At 65.4% G+C, this 17,238-nt stretch carries 11 protein-coding genes; 6 read left to right on the top strand and 5 right to left on the bottom strand.

The features are described 5' to 3' along the window. The first annotated feature begins 26 nt into the window (after window positions 1-26). The 3 genes from carB (at window position 27) to ettA (ending at window position 5,884) form a co-directional block, all read left to right on the top strand. Window positions 27-3,353 carry a carbamoyl-phosphate synthase large subunit gene (gene carB, locus L1787_RS24535; protein ID WP_235711731.1) on the top strand — a complete coding sequence of 1,109 codons (3,327 nt, stop codon included), beginning with the start codon at window positions 27-29 and terminating at the stop codon, window positions 3,351-3,353. Between the two features lie 82 nt (window positions 3,354-3,435). Next, on the top strand, window positions 3,436-3,909 hold the full coding sequence (gene greA, locus L1787_RS24530; RefSeq protein ID WP_235711730.1) for a transcription elongation factor GreA: 474 nt from the start codon (window positions 3,436-3,438) through the stop codon (window positions 3,907-3,909). 322 nt (window positions 3,910-4,231) lie between these two features. Further along, window positions 4,232-5,884 (top strand): energy-dependent translational throttle protein EttA, encoded by a 1,653-nt coding sequence (gene ettA / locus L1787_RS24525; RefSeq protein ID WP_235711729.1) that lies wholly within the window; start codon window positions 4,232-4,234, stop codon window positions 5,882-5,884. 123 nt (window positions 5,885-6,007) lie between these two features. On the opposite strand, the gene L1787_RS24520 is transcribed toward ettA, so the two are convergent. Continuing rightward, window positions 6,008-6,688, bottom strand: a complete 681-nt coding sequence (locus tag L1787_RS24520; RefSeq protein WP_369415140.1) for a cell division protein ZapA — start codon at window positions 6,686-6,688, stop codon at window positions 6,008-6,010. 17 nt (window positions 6,689-6,705) lie between these two features. After that, the gene (locus L1787_RS24515; protein WP_369415139.1) at window positions 6,706-7,005 is read right to left on the bottom strand and encodes a DUF4164 family protein; all 300 of its coding nucleotides are present in this window, start codon (window positions 7,003-7,005) and stop codon (window positions 6,706-6,708) included. Between the two features lie 97 nt (window positions 7,006-7,102). Here L1787_RS24515 and tkt point away from each other — a divergent pair, with 97 nt between their 5' ends. Next, window positions 7,103-9,115: a transketolase gene (tkt, locus tag L1787_RS24510; RefSeq protein ID WP_235711727.1), complete on the top strand. Its 2,013-nt coding sequence runs from the start codon at window positions 7,103-7,105 to the stop codon at window positions 9,113-9,115. A gap of 90 nt (window positions 9,116-9,205) precedes the next feature. Here tkt and leuD read toward each other — a convergent pair whose 3' ends face one another. From leuD to L1787_RS24495, 3 genes are all read right to left on the bottom strand, one after another. Next, window positions 9,206-9,811 (bottom strand): 3-isopropylmalate dehydratase small subunit, encoded by a 606-nt coding sequence (gene leuD / locus L1787_RS24505; RefSeq protein WP_235711726.1) that lies wholly within the window; start codon window positions 9,809-9,811, stop codon window positions 9,206-9,208. A 13-nt stretch (window positions 9,812-9,824) separates the two neighbouring features. After that, window positions 9,825-10,325 carry a hypothetical protein gene (locus tag L1787_RS24500; protein WP_235711725.1) on the bottom strand — a complete coding sequence of 167 codons (501 nt, stop codon included), beginning with the start codon at window positions 10,323-10,325 and terminating at the stop codon, window positions 9,825-9,827. A gap of 132 nt (window positions 10,326-10,457) precedes the next feature. Next, window positions 10,458-11,033, bottom strand: a complete 576-nt coding sequence (locus L1787_RS24495; RefSeq protein ID WP_235711724.1) for a peroxidase-related enzyme — start codon at window positions 11,031-11,033, stop codon at window positions 10,458-10,460. 85 nt (window positions 11,034-11,118) lie between these two features. Here L1787_RS24495 and L1787_RS24490 point away from each other — a divergent pair, with 85 nt between their 5' ends. Further along, a complete protein-coding gene (locus L1787_RS24490; RefSeq protein ID WP_235711723.1) occupies window positions 11,119-15,969 on the top strand; it encodes an NAD-glutamate dehydrogenase in 4,851 nt (1,616 codons plus the stop codon). A 119-nt stretch (window positions 15,970-16,088) separates the two neighbouring features. Continuing rightward, entirely contained in the window at window positions 16,089-17,204 is a 1,116-nt protein-coding gene (locus L1787_RS24485) for a site-specific DNA-methyltransferase (protein ID WP_439648314.1), read from the top strand. Window positions 17,205-17,238: the final 34 nt, after the last annotated feature.

Genomic DNA, 17,238 nt, shown 5'->3' with positions numbered 1-17,238 from the left:
ACAAGGGTCCCCCCAAACGGTCCTTCATGCCGAAACGCACCGACATATCGACGATCCTCATCATTGGCGCCGGACCGATCATCATCGGTCAGGCATGCGAGTTCGACTATTCGGGCACGCAAGCCGTCAAAGCGCTCAAAGAGGAAGGGTACCGCGTCGTCCTGGTCAATTCGAACCCGGCGACGATCATGACGGACCCGGAGCTCGCTGACGCGACCTATATCGAGCCGATCACGCCCGAGATCGTTCAGAAGATCATTCTGAAAGAGCGACCGGACGCGCTTTTGCCGACGATGGGTGGCCAGACGGCGCTGAACTGCGCCCTCGCCCTCTTCGAAAGCGGTTTCCTGACCGAGCATGGCGTCGAGATGATCGGCGCCAACGCCGAGGCGATCGCGACGGCCGAGGATCGGGACCGCTTCAAGGTGGCGATGAACGAGATCGGCCTCGAATCGCCGCGCTCGGAGATCGCGCATTCGCTGTCCGAGGCGCTCGCCGCGCTCGACACGATCGGCCTGCCGGCGATCATCCGGCCCTCCTTCACCCTCGCCGGCACCGGCGGCGGCATCGCCTATAACCGCGAGGAGTTCCTCAACATCGTCGAAGGCGGTCTCGATGCCTCCCCGACGACCGAGGTGCTGATCGAGGAATCGGTGCTCGGCTGGAAGGAGTTCGAGATGGAGGTGGTCCGCGACCGCGCGGACAATGCCATCATCATCTGCTCGATCGAGAATATCGATCCGATGGGCGTCCACACGGGCGATTCGATCACCGTCGCCCCCGCCCTCACGCTGACCGACAAGGAATATCAGCGGATGCGGTCGGCCTCGATCGCGGTGCTGCGCAAGATCGGCGTCGAGACCGGCGGCTCCAACGTCCAATTCGCGGTCAATCCCGAAGACGGCCGCATGGTCGTCATCGAGATGAACCCGCGCGTGTCGCGCTCCTCGGCGCTGGCCTCGAAGGCGACCGGTTTCCCGATCGCGCGCGTCGCGGCCAAGCTCGCCGTCGGCTACACGCTCGACGAGCTCGAGAACGACATCACCAAGGGGGCGATGCCCGCCTCCTTCGAGCCGACGATCGATTATATCGTCGTGAAGATGCCGCGCTTCACCTTCGAGAAGTTCCCCGGCGCGGACACCACGCTGACGACCTCGATGCGCTCCGTCGGCGAGGTGATGGCGATCGGCCGCACCTTCCCCGAAGCGATGCAGAAGGCGCTGCGCGGTCTCGAAACCGGGCTCACCGGGTTCGACGATGTCGAGATCGAAGGTCTCGGCATGGGCGAGGACAATCAGGCGATCCGCTCCGCGATCACCGTGCCGCGGCCCGACCGGATCCTTAAGGTCGCCGAAGCGATGCGGCGCGGCTTCTCGGTCGACGCGATCTATGCCCAGTGCCAGATCGACAAGTGGTTCCTCACCGAGATCATGGGGATCATCGAGCTCGAGAAGCGGGTGCGCGAGTACGGCCTGCCGCAGGATCGCGCCAATCTGCGGATGCTGAAGGCGAACGGCTTTTCCGATCAGCGTCTCGCCTCCCTCGCCGGCCTCGACAGCGCCAATGAGGTTCTCGCCCTGCGCGAGGCGCTGGACGTGCATCCGGTCTTCAAGCGGATCGACACGTGCGCCGCCGAGTTCGCGGCGCCCACCGCCTACATGTATTCCACCTACGAATCGGACGTCAGCGGCAAGGGCCAGAACGAGGCCGCGCCGTCGAACCGCAACAAGGTGGTGATCCTCGGCGGCGGTCCGAACCGGATCGGCCAAGGCATCGAGTTCGACTATTGCTGCTGTCATGCCGCCTATGCGCTCAAAGAGGCCGGCATCGAGACCATCATGGTCAACTGCAACCCGGAGACGGTGTCGACCGATTTCGACACCTCTGACCGCCTCTATTTCGAGCCGCTCAGCCAAGAGGACGTCCTCGAGATCCTGCGGGTCGAGAAATCCACCGGCCGCCTGATGGGCTGCATCGTGCAGTTCGGCGGACAGACCCCGCTCGGCCTCGCCGAGCATCTCGTCGACGGCGGCTATACGATCCTCGGCACCTCGGTCGACGCGATCGACCTCGCCGAGGACCGCGACCGCTTCCAGAAGCTCCTCACCAAGCTGCACCTCAAGCAGCCCGAGAACGGCATCGCCTACTCGGTCGAGCAGGCGCGGATCATCACCGGCGATGTCGGCATGCCGCTCGTGGTGCGGCCGTCCTACGTGCTCGGTGGCCGCGCGATGGAGGTGATCCGCACCGAGGATGGGCTCGACCGCTATCTCTTCGGCTCGCTGCAGAACCTCATCCCGCCGCACATCCGGTCGAAATATCCGAACGACAAGACCGGGCAGATCAACATGCTGCTCGGCAAGAACCCGCTCCTCTTCGACCGCTATCTCGACAACGCGGTCGAGGTCGACGTCGACGCGCTCTCGGACGGGACGGACGTCTTCGTCTGCGGCGTGATGGAGCACATCGAGGAAGCCGGCATCCACTCCGGCGATTCCGCCTGCTCGCTGCCCCCGCGCACGCTGTCGGCCGACATCGTCGAGCAGCTTCGCGCCCAGACCTCGGCGCTCGCGCTGGCGCTCGGCGTGGTCGGGCTGATGAACGTGCAGTTCGCAGTCAAGAACGGGACGATCTACATCCTCGAGGTGAACCCGCGCGCGTCGCGCACGGTGCCCTTCGTCGCGAAGACCATCGGCGTGCCGATCGCCAAGATCGCCGCGCGTCTCATGGCCGGCGAGCGGTTGAAGACGTTCAATCTCAGCGCCCAGCCGCTCGACCATGTGTCGGTGAAGGAAGCCGTCTTCCCCTTCGCGCGCTTCCCGGACGTCGACACCGTGCTCGGCCCGGAGATGAAGTCGACCGGCGAGGTGATGGGCATCGACCGCTCCTTCGCGATGGCGTTCACCAAGTCGCAGATGGCGGCGGGGAACGGTTTGCCCAAATCGGGCACCGTCTTCGTGTCGGTTCGCGATGCGGACAAGCCGACGATCCGCAAGGTTGCGGCCGATCTCGTCGAGCAGGGATTTTCGCTGCTCGCGACCTCGGGCACCCAGCGCGATCTCGAAGCGAACGGAATCCCGTGCAAGCGCGTTAACAAGGTCTCCGAAGGCCGGCCTCACATCGTCGACGCGATCAAGAACGGGGCAGTTCAGCTCGTGCTCAACACGGCCGAAGGGCCGCAATCCCTCACCGACTCTCGAGACATGCGACGGGCGGCGCTTTTCCATAAAGTGCCGTATTATACCACTTTGGCGGGCGCTTTGGCGGCTGTCGAAGGAATTGCACTACAAGACTCGCAGGAGCTTGAGGTGCGGCCCATGCAGTCTTACGTAACGTCGTTGCCAACGCGCTGAGCGAATGCTTGCATTTCCATCACGGCTTGGTGGAGACTAGCGAAAATCGCTCGCTCGAGTGGTGTTTAAGAAAGTTCGGACCATGGAAAAGATCCCGATGACGGCGCAGGGGTATGCGTCGTTGGAAAGTGAGCTGAAGCGCCGGACCGCGGAGGAACGCCCGAAAATCATCGCGGCGATCTCCGAGGCGCGCGCCCATGGCGACCTGTCGGAGAACGCTGAATACCACGCCGCCAAAGAGGCGCAGAGCCACAACGAGGGCCGGATCGCCGAATTGGAGGACATGCTGTCCCGCGCCGAAGTGATCGACGTGAAAAAGCTTTCCGGCGACACGGTGAAGTTCGGCGCCCACGTCACCTTGGTGGACGAGGATACGGACCAGGAGCGCAAGTATCAGATCGTCGGCGACGTCGAAGCCGACGTGAAGGCCGGGCGCATCTCGATCTCCTCCCCCATCGCGCGCGCCTTGATCGGCAAGTCGGTCGGCGACTCGGTCGAGGTGTCCGCACCCGGTGGCGCCCGCGCCTACGAAATCACCGAGGTGCGGTTCAACTAAAAACGCGCTCCCGCGCGCACGGGCGCGCCCTGAACGACCATCACGGCGTCGTGCCTCCTCGTGATCCGGCGAGGCGCGGCGTCGATTTGGTTCAGGACACGTCCGAGGTCAGGCCTCCACTCGCGCGGCGTTCGGTCGTTCCGTCGCCGACGGGACTATCGCCGCGACGCGAAGTGTGGTTGGAACCGAACGGAATGCGGGGCGAGCGCCGGATCGGCGGCTTTGCCGCGCCACTCATTCTTAACGCGCATCCGCCGAGCGGCTGGGTCAGCCACACGCCGCCGGTGCGCGCGTCGACGCTCTATCGAAGGACCGTCCCGTCATGGCACGTCAATTCATCTACCACATGCAGGGTCTATCGAAGACCTACGGATCGAAGAAGGTCCTCGATAACGTCCACCTGCAATTCTATCCCGACGCCAAGATCGGCGTGCTCGGCCCCAACGGCTCGGGTAAGTCGACGCTGCTCAAGATCATGGCCGGGCGGGACAAGGAGTTCAACGGCGAGGCCTGGGTCGCCGAGGGCGCCAAAGTCGGCTACCTGCCGCAGGAGCCGGAACTCGATCCGAACAAGACCGTGCGCGAAAACGTCATGGACGGCGTCGCCGCGAAGAAGGCCAAGCTCGACCGCTATAACGAGCTCGCGATGGACTATTCCGACGAGACGGCCGACGAGATGGCCCAACTGCAGGACGAGATCGACGCCCAGAATCTGTGGGACCTCGACAGCCAGATCGATCAGGCGATGGACGCGCTGCGCTGCCCGCCGGACGACGCCAATGTCGAGAACCTCTCAGGCGGTGAAAAGCGCCGCGTCGCGCTCTGCCGGTTGCTCCTCGAGCAGCCCGAACTCATCCTCCTCGACGAGCCGACCAACCATCTCGACGCCGAGACAGTCGCCTGGCTCGAGAACCATCTGCGCGAGTATCCGGGCGCGATCCTGATCGTTACCCACGATCGTTACTTCCTCGACAATGTCACCGGCTGGATCCTGGAGCTCGATCGCGGCCGCGGCATTCCCTATGAGGGCAACTATTCCGCCTATCTCGAAAAGAAGGCGAAGCGCCTTCAGCAGGAAGGCCGCGAGGCGGCAGCCGAGCAGCGGGCGCTGACGCGCGAGCGGGAGTGGATCCAGTCCTCCCCCCGCGCACGGCAGACGAAATCGAAGGCGCGTATCCAGGCCTATGACGAGCTGCTGCAGCGCAACGAGGAGCGCACGCGCGCGGGTGAGGCGCAGATCGTCATCCCCGCGGGGCCGCGCCTCGGTGGCAACGTCATCGACGCCGAGCACCTCAAGAAGGGCTTCGGCGACCGCGTCCTGATCGACGATCTGACCTTCGCGCTGCCGCCGGGCGGCATCGTCGGCGTGATCGGCCCGAACGGCGCCGGTAAGACGACGCTTTTCAACATGATCACCGGCAAGGAAGCGCCGGACGGCGGCTCGATCTCCGTCGGCGACACCGTCGTCCTCGGCTATGTCGACCAGTCGCGCGATTCGCTCGACGGCTCGAAGACCGTCTGGGAGGAAATCTCCGGCGGCAACGACGTCGTGGAGCTCGGCAAGCGGGAAGTGAACAGCCGCGCCTATGTCGGCTCGTTCAACTTCAAGGGCGCCGATCAGCAGCAGAAGGTCGGCAATCTCTCCGGCGGACAGCGCAACCGCGTCCATCTCGCCAAGATGCTGAAATCGGGCGCGAACGTCCTCCTCCTCGACGAACCGACGAACGATCTCGACACCGAGACGCTCGCCGCGCTCGAGGACGCACTGGAGGATTTCGCCGGCTGCGCCGTGGTCATCAGCCACGATCGCTTCTTCCTCGACCGTCTCGCGACTCACATCCTCTCGTTCGAAGGCGACAGCCACGTCGAATGGTTCGAGGGCAACTTCCAGGCCTACGAGGAAGACAAGAAGCGTCGCCTCGGCCCGGACGCGATCGTCCCGCGCCGCGTGAAGTATAAGCGCCTCACCCGTTGAGGCATGACGGCGGGCGGCCCCCTCGCGTGGGCCGGCCGCCGATAGCGCCGTGCCGTCGTCCGGCGGGCGCAACGTCGCCAGTCGCTTTCGCCCGCACGGGTGGAGCGCGAAACGCCGCCCGCGTCAGGTGGGCTGCATGAAGGAAGGGATCATGTCCCCGCCATCATCGTCATCGTCGTCCTCATGCCCGCCGAAATGGGGCTCGATGCGGCTCGTGCCGTCGTCGGCCGCGGACGGGTGCGCGCCGACGGGTGGGGATGGCGCATCGCCGGCCTCCATGGCGGCCGTCGCCGCGACGGTGGACGTCGCGACGCGGGGCGGCTCCGACAGACGCGGTTCCTGGCGCTCTGCCCGCCGTTCCACACGGCGCTCGCCGAACGCGGCGGTGTCCGTCGCGCCCTCCGGCGCCCGGCCGAAGGTGGCGCTGACATGCCCGGCATGGCTCACCTCCTCGCTCGCGGCGTGGATCTGGTCATTGAGCATCCGCGTCATGCGCTCCACGGCGTCGGTCGCCGCGTCGAGCCGTTCGATCAGCGGCTCGTCTTCCCCCTCGGAGGCGAGCGCCGCCGCCTCCCGCGCCCTTTCGAGCGCTGCGATATGAGCGGCGAGTTCGGCATTCTTCTCCTCAGCCGCCCGCAGGCGGTCGAGAACGACGAGACCGGCCATCACGGAGATGCGCCGATCACCGATCTCGCCCGTTTTCGCCTTCAATTGACGGATGGTCGTGTCGAGTTCCGTCGCCAGCGAGGTGACGCGATCCTCGTCGCCCTCCTCGCAGGCCATCCGGTAGGCGTGACCATCGATCGTGACGCGAACCTGGTTCAGGGCAGTCCCTCCCCTTTGCCTTCGGCGGCGGCGGGATCCATCCGCCGCACGCGCTCCATCACCGCGACCAGGCGGTGCGCGACCTCCTGGTTCGCCTCACGCAAACGCTGCGCCCGCGCCTCGGCCGCATCGAGCTTGGCGGCAAGTTCGGCCCGGTCGCGTTCGAGCCGCACGCGGTCGTCCCGCAGCGCTTCGACGGACTGGGACGACTCGCCATTGACGGCGACCGCAGCCTCGAGACGGTGCAGAGCCGCTTCGAGCCGCGCAACAGCCTGGAGCGTTCTATGACCAGCGATTTGACTTCTCCTTGCACGCAGCGCTTTGCGTGTTCCCCGACACGTGCGTTATGTGACGCCCGTAAACGATAAATACCAAGCCCTTCGAGTGTCTCAGATGGTGGATGTGGACAAGCTAAAACCGATGGCGAACGCCATCAGGATGCTGTCGGTCGATGCAGTGGAGGCGGCGAAGTCCGGCCATCCCGGTCTTCCGATGGGTGCAGCCGACTTGGTGACGACGTTGTTCGTCCATCATATCAACGTGGATCCGGCACACCCAGAGTGGCCGAATCGCGACCGCTTCGTGCTGTCGGCCGGTCACGGCTCGATGCTGCTTTATTCTCTCTATCACCTCCTCGGCTACGAGGATTTCACCATCGACGAGTTGAAGCGCTTCCGCCAGCTCAACTCGAAGACGCCCGGCCACCCCGAATACATGCACGCGACCGGCATCGAAGGCGCGATGCACGGGCGCGGCGTCGAGATCACCACCGGCCCGCTCGGCCAGGGGATCGCGACGTCGGTCGGCATGGCGCTCGGCGAGCGGATCATGAACGCCGAGTTCGGTGACGGGATCGTCAACTATCGCACCTTCGTGCTCGCCTCCGACGGCGACCTCATGGAAGGGCTCAGCCACGAGGCGATTTCGCTCGCCGGTCACCTGAAGCTCAACAAGCTCACGGTGATCTTCGACGACAACGGCATTTCGATCGACGGGCCGACCTCTCTGTCGGAATCGGGAGACGTCGTGATGCGCTTCCAGGCCGCCGGCTGGGCCGCCGAGCGGATCGACGGGCACGACCCCATCGCGATCGACGCCGCGTTGAAGCGGGCGGCGGCGAGCGACCGCCCCACCCTCATCGCCGCGAAGACGACGATCGGCTTCGGCTCGCCCAACAAGGCGAACACGTCCGGCGTCCACGGCTCGCCGCTCGGCGCCGCCGAGGCGACCGCGACCCGCAACGCCCTCGGCTGGAAGGCCGAGCCGTTCGAGGTCCCGGAGGACATTCGCGACGCATGGCGGATCGCCGGCCTTCGCTCCGCCCAGGCTCATCAGGGCTGGCGCCAGCGTTATGACGCGATGGAGGCGGAGAGCCGCGCCCAGTTCGACCGCCGGCTCCGCGGCGAGTTGCCGAGCGAGTTCGCCCCCGCGATGGCCGCGCTGCGCAACGAGCTTCTCGAGGAGCGCCCCTCTCTCGCGACCCGCAAGGCGTCCGAGCGCGTGCTCGGCACCATCAACGCCGTGCTTCCCGAGACGATCGGCGGGTCGGCCGATCTCACCGGCTCGAACAACACCAAGACCGACCAGCTCGCCCCGGTCAGCGCTGACGACTATCACGGCCGCTATATCCATTACGGGATCCGCGAGCACGGCATGGCCGCGGCGATGAATGGGATGGCGCTCGCGGGCGGTCTCATCCCCTATGGCGGCACCTTCCTCACCTTCTCGGACTATTGCCGTCCGGCGATGCGTCTGTCGGCGCTGATGGGTCTGCGTGTCGTCTACGTGATGACGCACGATTCGATCGGCCTCGGCGAGGACGGGCCGACCCACCAGCCGGTCGAGCACCTCGCCGCGCTGCGCGCGATGCCGAACCTCCTCGTCTTCCGTCCGGCCGACGCGGTCGAGACGGCGGAGGCCTGGGAAATCGCGCTCGAAGAGAACCGTCCGTCGGTCATGGCGCTCACCCGCCAAAATCTCCCGGTGCTCGCCGCGCCGGGCACCAAGGACAACCGCATGCGCCGCGGTGCCTATACCCTCGTCGAAGCGAACGACGATCCGATCGCGACCATCTTCGCGACCGGCTCGGAGGTCGAAATCGCCGTCGCCGCCGCGCAGACGCTCAGCAATCTCGACATTCCGACCTGCGTCGTGTCGGTGCCGTGCATGGAGCTGTTCGACGAGGCGGACGAGGATTACCGCAATGCCGTCATCGGCGACGCGCCGGTGAAGGTCGCCATCGAGGCGGCGGTGCGTCAGGGCTGGGATTCGATCATCGGCCGCGACGGCATCTTCGTCGGGATGAAGGGCTATGGCGCGTCCGGGCCCTATAAGCAGCTCTATGAGCATTTCGGCATCACCGCCGATCATGTCGTGCACGCCGTGCGCGAGCGTCTCGGCCGCTGAGGTCGACCGCACCCCACATCGGGACACACGAAAAAGCCCCGGATGGTTTCGCCATCCGGGGCTTTTTTCGTCTCGATGGATCGGCGGGCGTCAGACCCAGGGGCGCGCCTCGGCAAGGTGCCGCTCGTGCTGTTCGACGGCGACGCCCTTCTGCAGGGTGAGGGCGATCTCGTCGAGACCGTTCACGAGGCAGTGCTTGAGGCCGGCGTCGATGTCGAAATGGATCGGATCGCCATCGGGGCCGTCGATGGTCTGGTTCGGAAGGTCCACCGTCAGCGTCGCATTGGCGCCGCGATCGGCGTGATTCATCAGCCGCTCCAGCTCCTCCGGCGTCACCTTCACCGGCAGAACGCCGTTCTTGAAGCAGTTCTGATAGAAGATATCGGCGAACGAGGTGGAGATCACGCAGCGGATCCCGCGATCGAGAAGCGCCCAGGGAGCGTGCTCCCGCGACGAGCCACAACCGAAATTGTCCCCCGCCACCAGGATCTCGGCCTTCTGATAGGCCGGCTGGTTGAGCGGAAAATTCGGATCGGGCGTGCCGTCGGCCTTGCGTGAGACCTCGGCGAAGAGGCCGCGGCCGAGGCCGGTCCGCTTGATCGTCTTCAGATAATCCTTCGGGATGATCATGTCGGTGTCGACATTGTTCATCCGCAAAGGCGCTGCCACCGCCGTCAGCGTGGTGAACGCTTGCATTCCTCTCTCCTCCTCAACGCGATCCGGGCGCGTCGTTTATCTGCGCATCCAGCGTCTCGATATCGCGATCGAGCCGCGCACGCACCTCATTGGCGCGCGACAGGGACGCAATAGCAGAATCGAGCCGTTCCTCTATATCGGAAAGGCTCCGGTCGAAACGGTCCGCGAGCGTCGAGCCGTCCGCGTCGGCATCGTCACCGGCGGCCGCGAGTCTCGGGCCGAGCCCTTGCAACGTGTTGCGCATCGTCGCCACGATCCGCGACAGGTCGAGGATCGCCTGGTTGTTCACCTCCGCCAGTTCCGCGGCCCCGCGCGCGACCACGGCGGTCGCCGTCAGGGTCGCGTCCGGCGTTGTCGCGGCGCGCTCCTGCCGTTGGAGCGTATCGAGGATTACGGGCGAGGAGGCCATCAGCCCGCCCAACAAGATAGCGACGATGACACCGCCCGACATCCCCCGAAAGATGCCGATCAGCAGTGCGCCGAGAATGATGACCACGCCGGCGAGCACCGGCAACAGCCACCGCAAATCGTCATATTGGACATTGGCGATGAGCTCATGGATATCCATCGCAGTCCCCTCTCTTTGTCCCGCCGTTCGTGTCTCGGCGATGATGACCCGGCCCCTTGAACGGACCGTTGCGTTTCGTCATGTGGTGCGCGCCATGCCATAATATTCGCGATTGGGGCGCATCTTCGTCGCGCTCGCGACGCGGTTCGTCATGTTGAAGAATCCCACCACGGACGCGATGTCCCAGATCGCCCGATCCGAAAAACCGGCATCGTGCAGGGGCCGCTGGTCCTCGGCGGTCGTCTCCGCCGGGCGCACGGTGAGCGACCAGGCATAATCGAGCATCGCCCGATGACGATCCGACAGCTCGGCGGCACGATAATTTGCGACCAACGTGTCCCCGAAGGCCGGATCGCCGGACAGCGCCCGCACCGCCGCACCATGGGCAACCAGACAATAATGGCAGTGATTCGCGCTGGAGACGACCACGGCGATCATTTCCCGTTCGAGTTTGGATAGATCCGACTCGGACAGCATGAGGTCGTTATAGAGTTCGGTGAAACAACGCAGTTTCGTTTCATCGAAGGCGTAGGCCAGCAGAACATTCGGAACGAGACCGAGCTTCTCCTGGCATTTTTCAAAGTACGCTTGCGTCTCCTCGGACAACTCGGCCCGGGGGAGATCGAGCGATATCACCGCTTCTTCACGTTCCATGGGTAGACCCCTCGCGGTCTTATCGGGCATCCATTTGGACGCGATATGAATGGGTGGGCCTCGGCCAGCCCGTCGGAGGAGCAAAATGCTCGAAGATTTCGAAGAGACCAAGGACGCCAAGCTCAGCTCCCTCGCCGATGCCGTCAGAGACGAGCACAGCGACGTCGGCTTTGCCACATTCACCGAGCTTCTGTTCCGCCATGCCGCCGCCGAGGATCTCGCGCGCTATAGCGTTGCCGATCTCATGCGTCTTGCCCATGCGGCGTGGACCGCCTTGCAGCATCGTCGCACGGGCGCCCCCCGCGTCGTCGTGATGGCGCCGGAAGAGGTCGGCATCACCGAGGCGGAGAGCGGTCACACGATTTCGGTCGTCGAGGCGCTCAACGACGACAAGCCGTTCCTCTTCGGCTCGCTGAAGAACGAGCTTCACGCTCAGAATCTCGACCTCCATCTCGTCGTCCATCCGATCCTCGCGGTCGAGCGCGACCCCAACGGCAAGCTCGTCGGCTTCCACGGCGAGGCCCGCGCCGGTGACGGCTACCGTCACGAAAGCTTCGTGCATATCCACGTCGACCCGCTCGACGAGCCGGACGAGCGGGAGGCGCTGAGCGCCACGCTCATGCAGATCAATCGCGATGTCGACGCCGCCGTCGCCGACTGGCCGAAAATGCGCGGGCTCCTCCGCGAGGCGATCGAGCGTTACCGGCATCAGCCACCGCCCGTCCCGCGCGACGTCCTCGAGGAGGCGATCGACTTCCTCGAGACGATCGAGCAGCGCGCCTTCATCCTGACCGGGATGCGGGAATATACGCTCGACGGCTCGCCCGATGACGGCGAACTCGTCGCGCCCGACGATGCCGGCCTCGGCATCCTGCGCGATCCGAACATCAAAGTCCTGCGCCGCGGCAGCGAGCTCGTCACGATGACGCCGGAGGTGCGCTCCTTCCTGAAGCACGGCGATCCGGTCTTCATCGCCAAGGCGAACGTCCAGAGCCGCATCCATCGCCGCGCCCATCTCGATTATATCGGCGTCAAGCGCTTCGAAGGCGGCGTGCTCGCAGGCGAACTGCGCATCGTCGGCCTGTTCACCTCCGAGGCCTACACGAAGTCGGTGCGCGAGATCCCGATGCTGCGCCGCAAGGTGGCGCGGGTGATGGAAAATCTCGGCTTCGATCCCGAGAGCCACTCCGGCAACGCCGTCGCCAACATCCTCGAGACCTACCCGCGCGACGAACTCTTCCAGATCGACGAGGCGCTCCTCACCCGCTACACGCTCGCGATCCTGCAGCTCTCCGAGCGGCCGCGGGTGCGCGTGCTGCCCCGGATCGATCCGTTCGACCGGTTCGTGTCGCTGCTCATCTACGTCCCGCGCGACCGCTTCACGACACAGGTGCGCGAGGCCATCGAGGCGATGATGGCGAAGGCCTATGACGGTCACGTCTCGGCGCGCTATCTCGCGATGCCGGAAGGTGTCCTCAACCGCCTCCACCTCATCATCGGCCGCCGCACCGGCGAGACGCCGCGCCCCAACACGCGCGAACTCGAAGACAAGATCTCCGCGATCATCCGCACCTGGTCCGACGAGCTCTTGCGCGCCTCACTCGCCGCGCCCAAGCTCGGGCTCGACCGCTTCAAGATCGCCGCCTGGTCGGATTCCTTCCCCGAAAGCTATCGCGGCACCTACTCGGCCGAGCGCGCGGTGCGCGACATCACGATCCTGGAGCGCATCAGCGAGGAGACGCCGACCGCGATCCTCTTTTTCCGCCGCGAGAGCGACGGGCCGGATCGCTGCTCGCTCAAGATCTACCACAAGGACGAGCCGATCCTCCTGTCGGCGCGCGTGCCGATCCTCGAGAATATGGGCTTCATCGTCGTCAACGAGCGCACCTTCTGCGTGACGACGCCCGGCGAGGACAATAACGGCGTCTATATCCACGACATGACGCTCGCCGTCGCTTCCGGCGAGGAGATCGACGTCGCGGGGAACGCCGAGAAGCTGCAATCCCTGTTCATCGCAGTCTGGGAGGGGGCGGCGGAGAGCGACGAGTTCAACGCTCTCCTCCTCAATGCCGGGCTCGGCTGGCGCGATATCGCGATCCTTCGGGCGCTGTCGCGCTATCTGCGTCAGACGGCGATCCCCTACGGCCAGGATCTGATGGCCGAGACGCTGAACCGCTATCCGGCCATCGCCCGCGCCCTCGTCGACCTTTTCAACGCCCGTCTCGACCCGGAGCGGCACGACGGCTTGCGCGAGGAGGCGATCGCCGCACTCGTCGAGGAGATCAACGATCTCTGCAACGACGTGACGAGCCTTGCGGACGACACCATCGTCCACCGCTTCCAGAACCTCATCGAAGCGATCCTGCGCACCAACGTCTTCCAGACGGAGGACGGTTTTCCGGTGCGCACGTTCGCCTTCAAGCTCGATCCGCACGCGATCATGGCGCTGCCGCGTCCGGCACCGTTCCGCGAGATCTGGGTCTATTCGCCCCGTGTCGAGGGTGTGCATCTGCGCTTCGGCGCGGTGGCGCGCGGCGGCATCCGCTGGTCCGACCGGCCGCAGGATTTCCGCACCGAGGTGCTCGGCCTCGTGAAGGCGCAGCAGGTCAAGAACGCCGTCATCGTTCCGGTCGGGGCGAAGGGCGGGTTCTTTCCCAAGAAACTGCCCGATCGCTCGAACCGCGAGGCGTTCGCCGAAGAGGGGCGCGAGGCCTATAAGGTCTTCATCGACACCCTTCTCGACATCACCGACGATCTCGATGGCGACACGGTGAAGCCGCCCGTCGACGTCGTGCGTCACGACGAGGACGACCCCTACCTTGTCGTCGCCGCCGACAAGGGCACGGCGACCTTCTCCGACACGGCGAACGCCATCAGCCAGGCGCACGGCTTCTGGCTCGACGATGCCTTCGCCTCGGGCGGCTCGGCCGGCTACGACCACAAGGCGATGGGCATCACCGCCCGCGGCGCGTGGGAGGCCGTGAAGCGGCATTTCCGCGAGCTCGATCACGACATCCAGACCTCGCCTTTCACCGTCGTCGGCGTCGGCGACATGTCGGGCGACGTGTTCGGCAACGGGATGCTGCTGTCGCATCAGACGAAGCTGATCGCCGCCTTCGATCACCGCGACATCTTCATCGATCCGAATCCCGATCCGGAAAAGAGCTTTGCCGAGCGCCAGCGCCTGTTCGCGCTCCCCCGCTCGTCCTGGCAGGACTATGACCGCAGCCTCCTGTCCGCGGGCGGCGGGATTTACTCGCGGGCGGCGAAGTCGATCGATCTGTCGCCCGAGGCGCGCGTCGCGCTCGATGTGGGCGCCGGCGCGCTGACGCCGATCGACGTGCTGCGCGCGATCTTGAAGGCGAAGGCCGACCTTCTCTGGTTCGGCGGCATCGGCACCTATGTGAAGTCCGCCGCGGAGTCCAATCTCGAGATCGGCGACCGCTCGAACGATGCGATCCGCGTCGACGCGCAGGAGCTGCGGGCCAAGGTCGTCGGCGAAGGCGCCAATCTCGGCGTCAGCCACAAGGGCCGCATCGCCTATGCGCTGCTCGGCGGGCGCATCAACTCCGACGCGATCGACAACTCGGCCGGCGTGAACACCTCCGACGTCGAGGTGAACATCAAGATCGCCCTCGCCGACGCGATGCGCACCGGCAAGCTCACCCGTGAGGACCGCAATGACCTCCTGCGCAGCATGACCGAGGAGGTCGGCGAGCTCGTCCTGCGCAACAACTATCTTCAGACCCTCGCGATTTCGCTGTCCAAGCGGCAGAACACCGAGGCGGTCGGCTATCAGCGCCGGCTGATGGAGGTGTTGGAGCCGCGCGGGCTCGACCGCGAGATCGAGGATCTGCCGACCAACGCCCAGCTCGACGCGCGGGCGGCCGGCGGCGAGGGTCTCACGCGCCCCGAGATCGGCGTCCTTCTCGCCTACTCGAAAATCGTCCTCTACGACGACATCCTCCAGTCCGACGTCCCGGACGACGAGTATCTCGGCCGTGAGATCATCCGCTATTTCCCGCCGGAGATGACGGAGACCTACAAGGACGAGATCCAGCGTCACCGTCTGCGCCGTGAGATCATCTCGACGATGCTCGCCAACTCGATGATCAACCGCGGCGGGCCGACCTTCGTCGTCAGGATCGGCGATCAGACCGGGGCGATGGTCTCCGAGATCGCGCGGGCCTTTGCGGCGGCGCGCGATTCCTACCGCCTCGAGGAGATCAACGCCCTCGCCGACGCGCTCGACAATGTCGTCCCCGGCGACATCCAGCTCGCGCTCTACGCCAACGCGCGCGCGCTGCTTCTCGACGCGACGGTTTGGTTCGTCCGCAACGAGACGTTCGCCGACGGCCTCGCCGCCGTGGTCGACCGCTTCCAGGCCGCCATCGGTGTCCTGCGGGACAATTTCAACGAGATCCTGCCGGAGCCCGATGCCGCCGCCCTTCAGGGCGAAGTAGAGACGTTCATGGCGGCGGGTGTCCCGGAGGAGACCGCGCAGCTCTTCTCCCGGCTGCCGTTGGCTTCGGCCGCGCTCGACATCGTGGTGGTGGCCTCGACCTGCGGCGTCAGCCTCATCGAGGCCGGCAAGGTGTGGTTCGCGGTTAACGACACCTTCCAAATTGCAACGCTCGACCAGATCGCGCGGGAAATCTCCGTCGAGGACTACTATGACGGGCTCGCCCTCGATCGGGCCCGGCGGAGTCTTGCCGACGCCCACCGCCACCTCGCCGTCGATGTGTTGCGGGATACGTCGAGTGGAGCGGGCCATGAACGGATCGAAACGTGGCTCGCCGGCCAAGGTCGCACCGCCCCACGGATTCGCAAAGCGATTGCCGATATTGTCGACAACGAGACGGTGACCATCAGTCGACTCGCGGTTGCTTCGGGCTTACTTTCAGACCTCGCGAAGGAAGCGGAAGAACAGGCCTAAGAAAACCGTTCACTCTACGTTAACGATGGTAAACTGAAATCTCTGAAAGGCTTTAACCACCTCTTCACTTACTCGCCTTACCTTAACCCTTGCGATTTGCGTGAGGGTATTGCGTCGCAATGAGCGATCACATGGCCGGGGCACGGGGCGTGTCCCGGCCCACCTTTCTGAACCAAGAGATTCTCGTCGGAGATGCGCTCGACCGGTTGGCCGAGCTCGAACCCGGCTCGGTGGATGCCGCGTTCGCGGATCCGCCGTACAATCTCCAGCTCGAGGGCGAGCTATTCCGTCCCAACCAGTCGCGCGTCGACGGCGTCGACGATGCGTGGGATCGGTTTGCGAGCTTTGCCGAGTATGACGATTTCACCCGCAAATGGCTGGCGCTGGTGCGCCGAGCCTTGAAGCCGAACGGCACGTTGTGGGTGATCGGCTCCTATCACAACATCTTCCGCGTCGGCACGGCCGTGCAGGATGTCGGCTATTGGATCCTGAACGACGTCGTTTGGGTGAAGACCAATCCGATGCCGAACTTCCGCGGCCGTCGCTTCACCAATGCGCACGAGACGTTGATCTGGGCCGTCGCGGACCGCAATCGGACGGACTACACGTTCAATTACAAGTCCATGAAGGTCTTCAATGACGACCTTCAGCACCGCTCGGACTGGACGATCCCGATCTGCTCCGGCCCGGAGCGCCTGCGGGACGATCAGGGCGCGAAGCAGCATCCGACGCAGAAGCCGGAGGCCTTGCTGAATCGCATCCTCCTTGCCGCGACGCGGCCCGGCGACACGGTCCTCGATCCGTTCTTCGGCTCGGGCACCACCGGCGCCGTCGCCAAGCGTCTCGGCCGCGGCTTCATCGGCATCGAGCGGGACGCGAGCTACGCGGCGATCGCCCGCAAACGGATCTCGGACGTCGTTCCCCTGCGGGACGTCACCCAGATCGGCAGCGAAGGCCGGCCGAAGCGCATCCCCTTCGGCGCCCTCGTGGAGGCCGGACACGTCAAGGTGGGCGACGAGCTCGTCGGCGGGCGGGACGGGGTGCGGGCGAAGGTCCGCGTCGACGGCTCGATCCGCGCCGGCGAATATGAAGGCTCGATCCACAAGGTCGGTGCGGCCGTGCGCAATCAGCAGGCCTGCAACGGGTGGACCTACTGGCACATCGAAGCCGAAGACGGCGCGCTCGTGCCGATCGACGCGCTGCGCGAGACGATGCGCCGGGCAATGCACGCTTAGGATCGGTCCCGCACGCGGGCCGATCGCTCTATCG

It is taken from the genome of Acuticoccus kalidii (assembly GCF_021556395.1).
Taxonomy (GTDB): domain Bacteria; phylum Pseudomonadota; class Alphaproteobacteria; order Rhizobiales; family Amorphaceae; genus Acuticoccus; species Acuticoccus kalidii.
The sequence above is the reverse complement of the archived record's forward strand: the minus strand, read 5'-3'. Positions and strand labels throughout refer to the sequence as shown.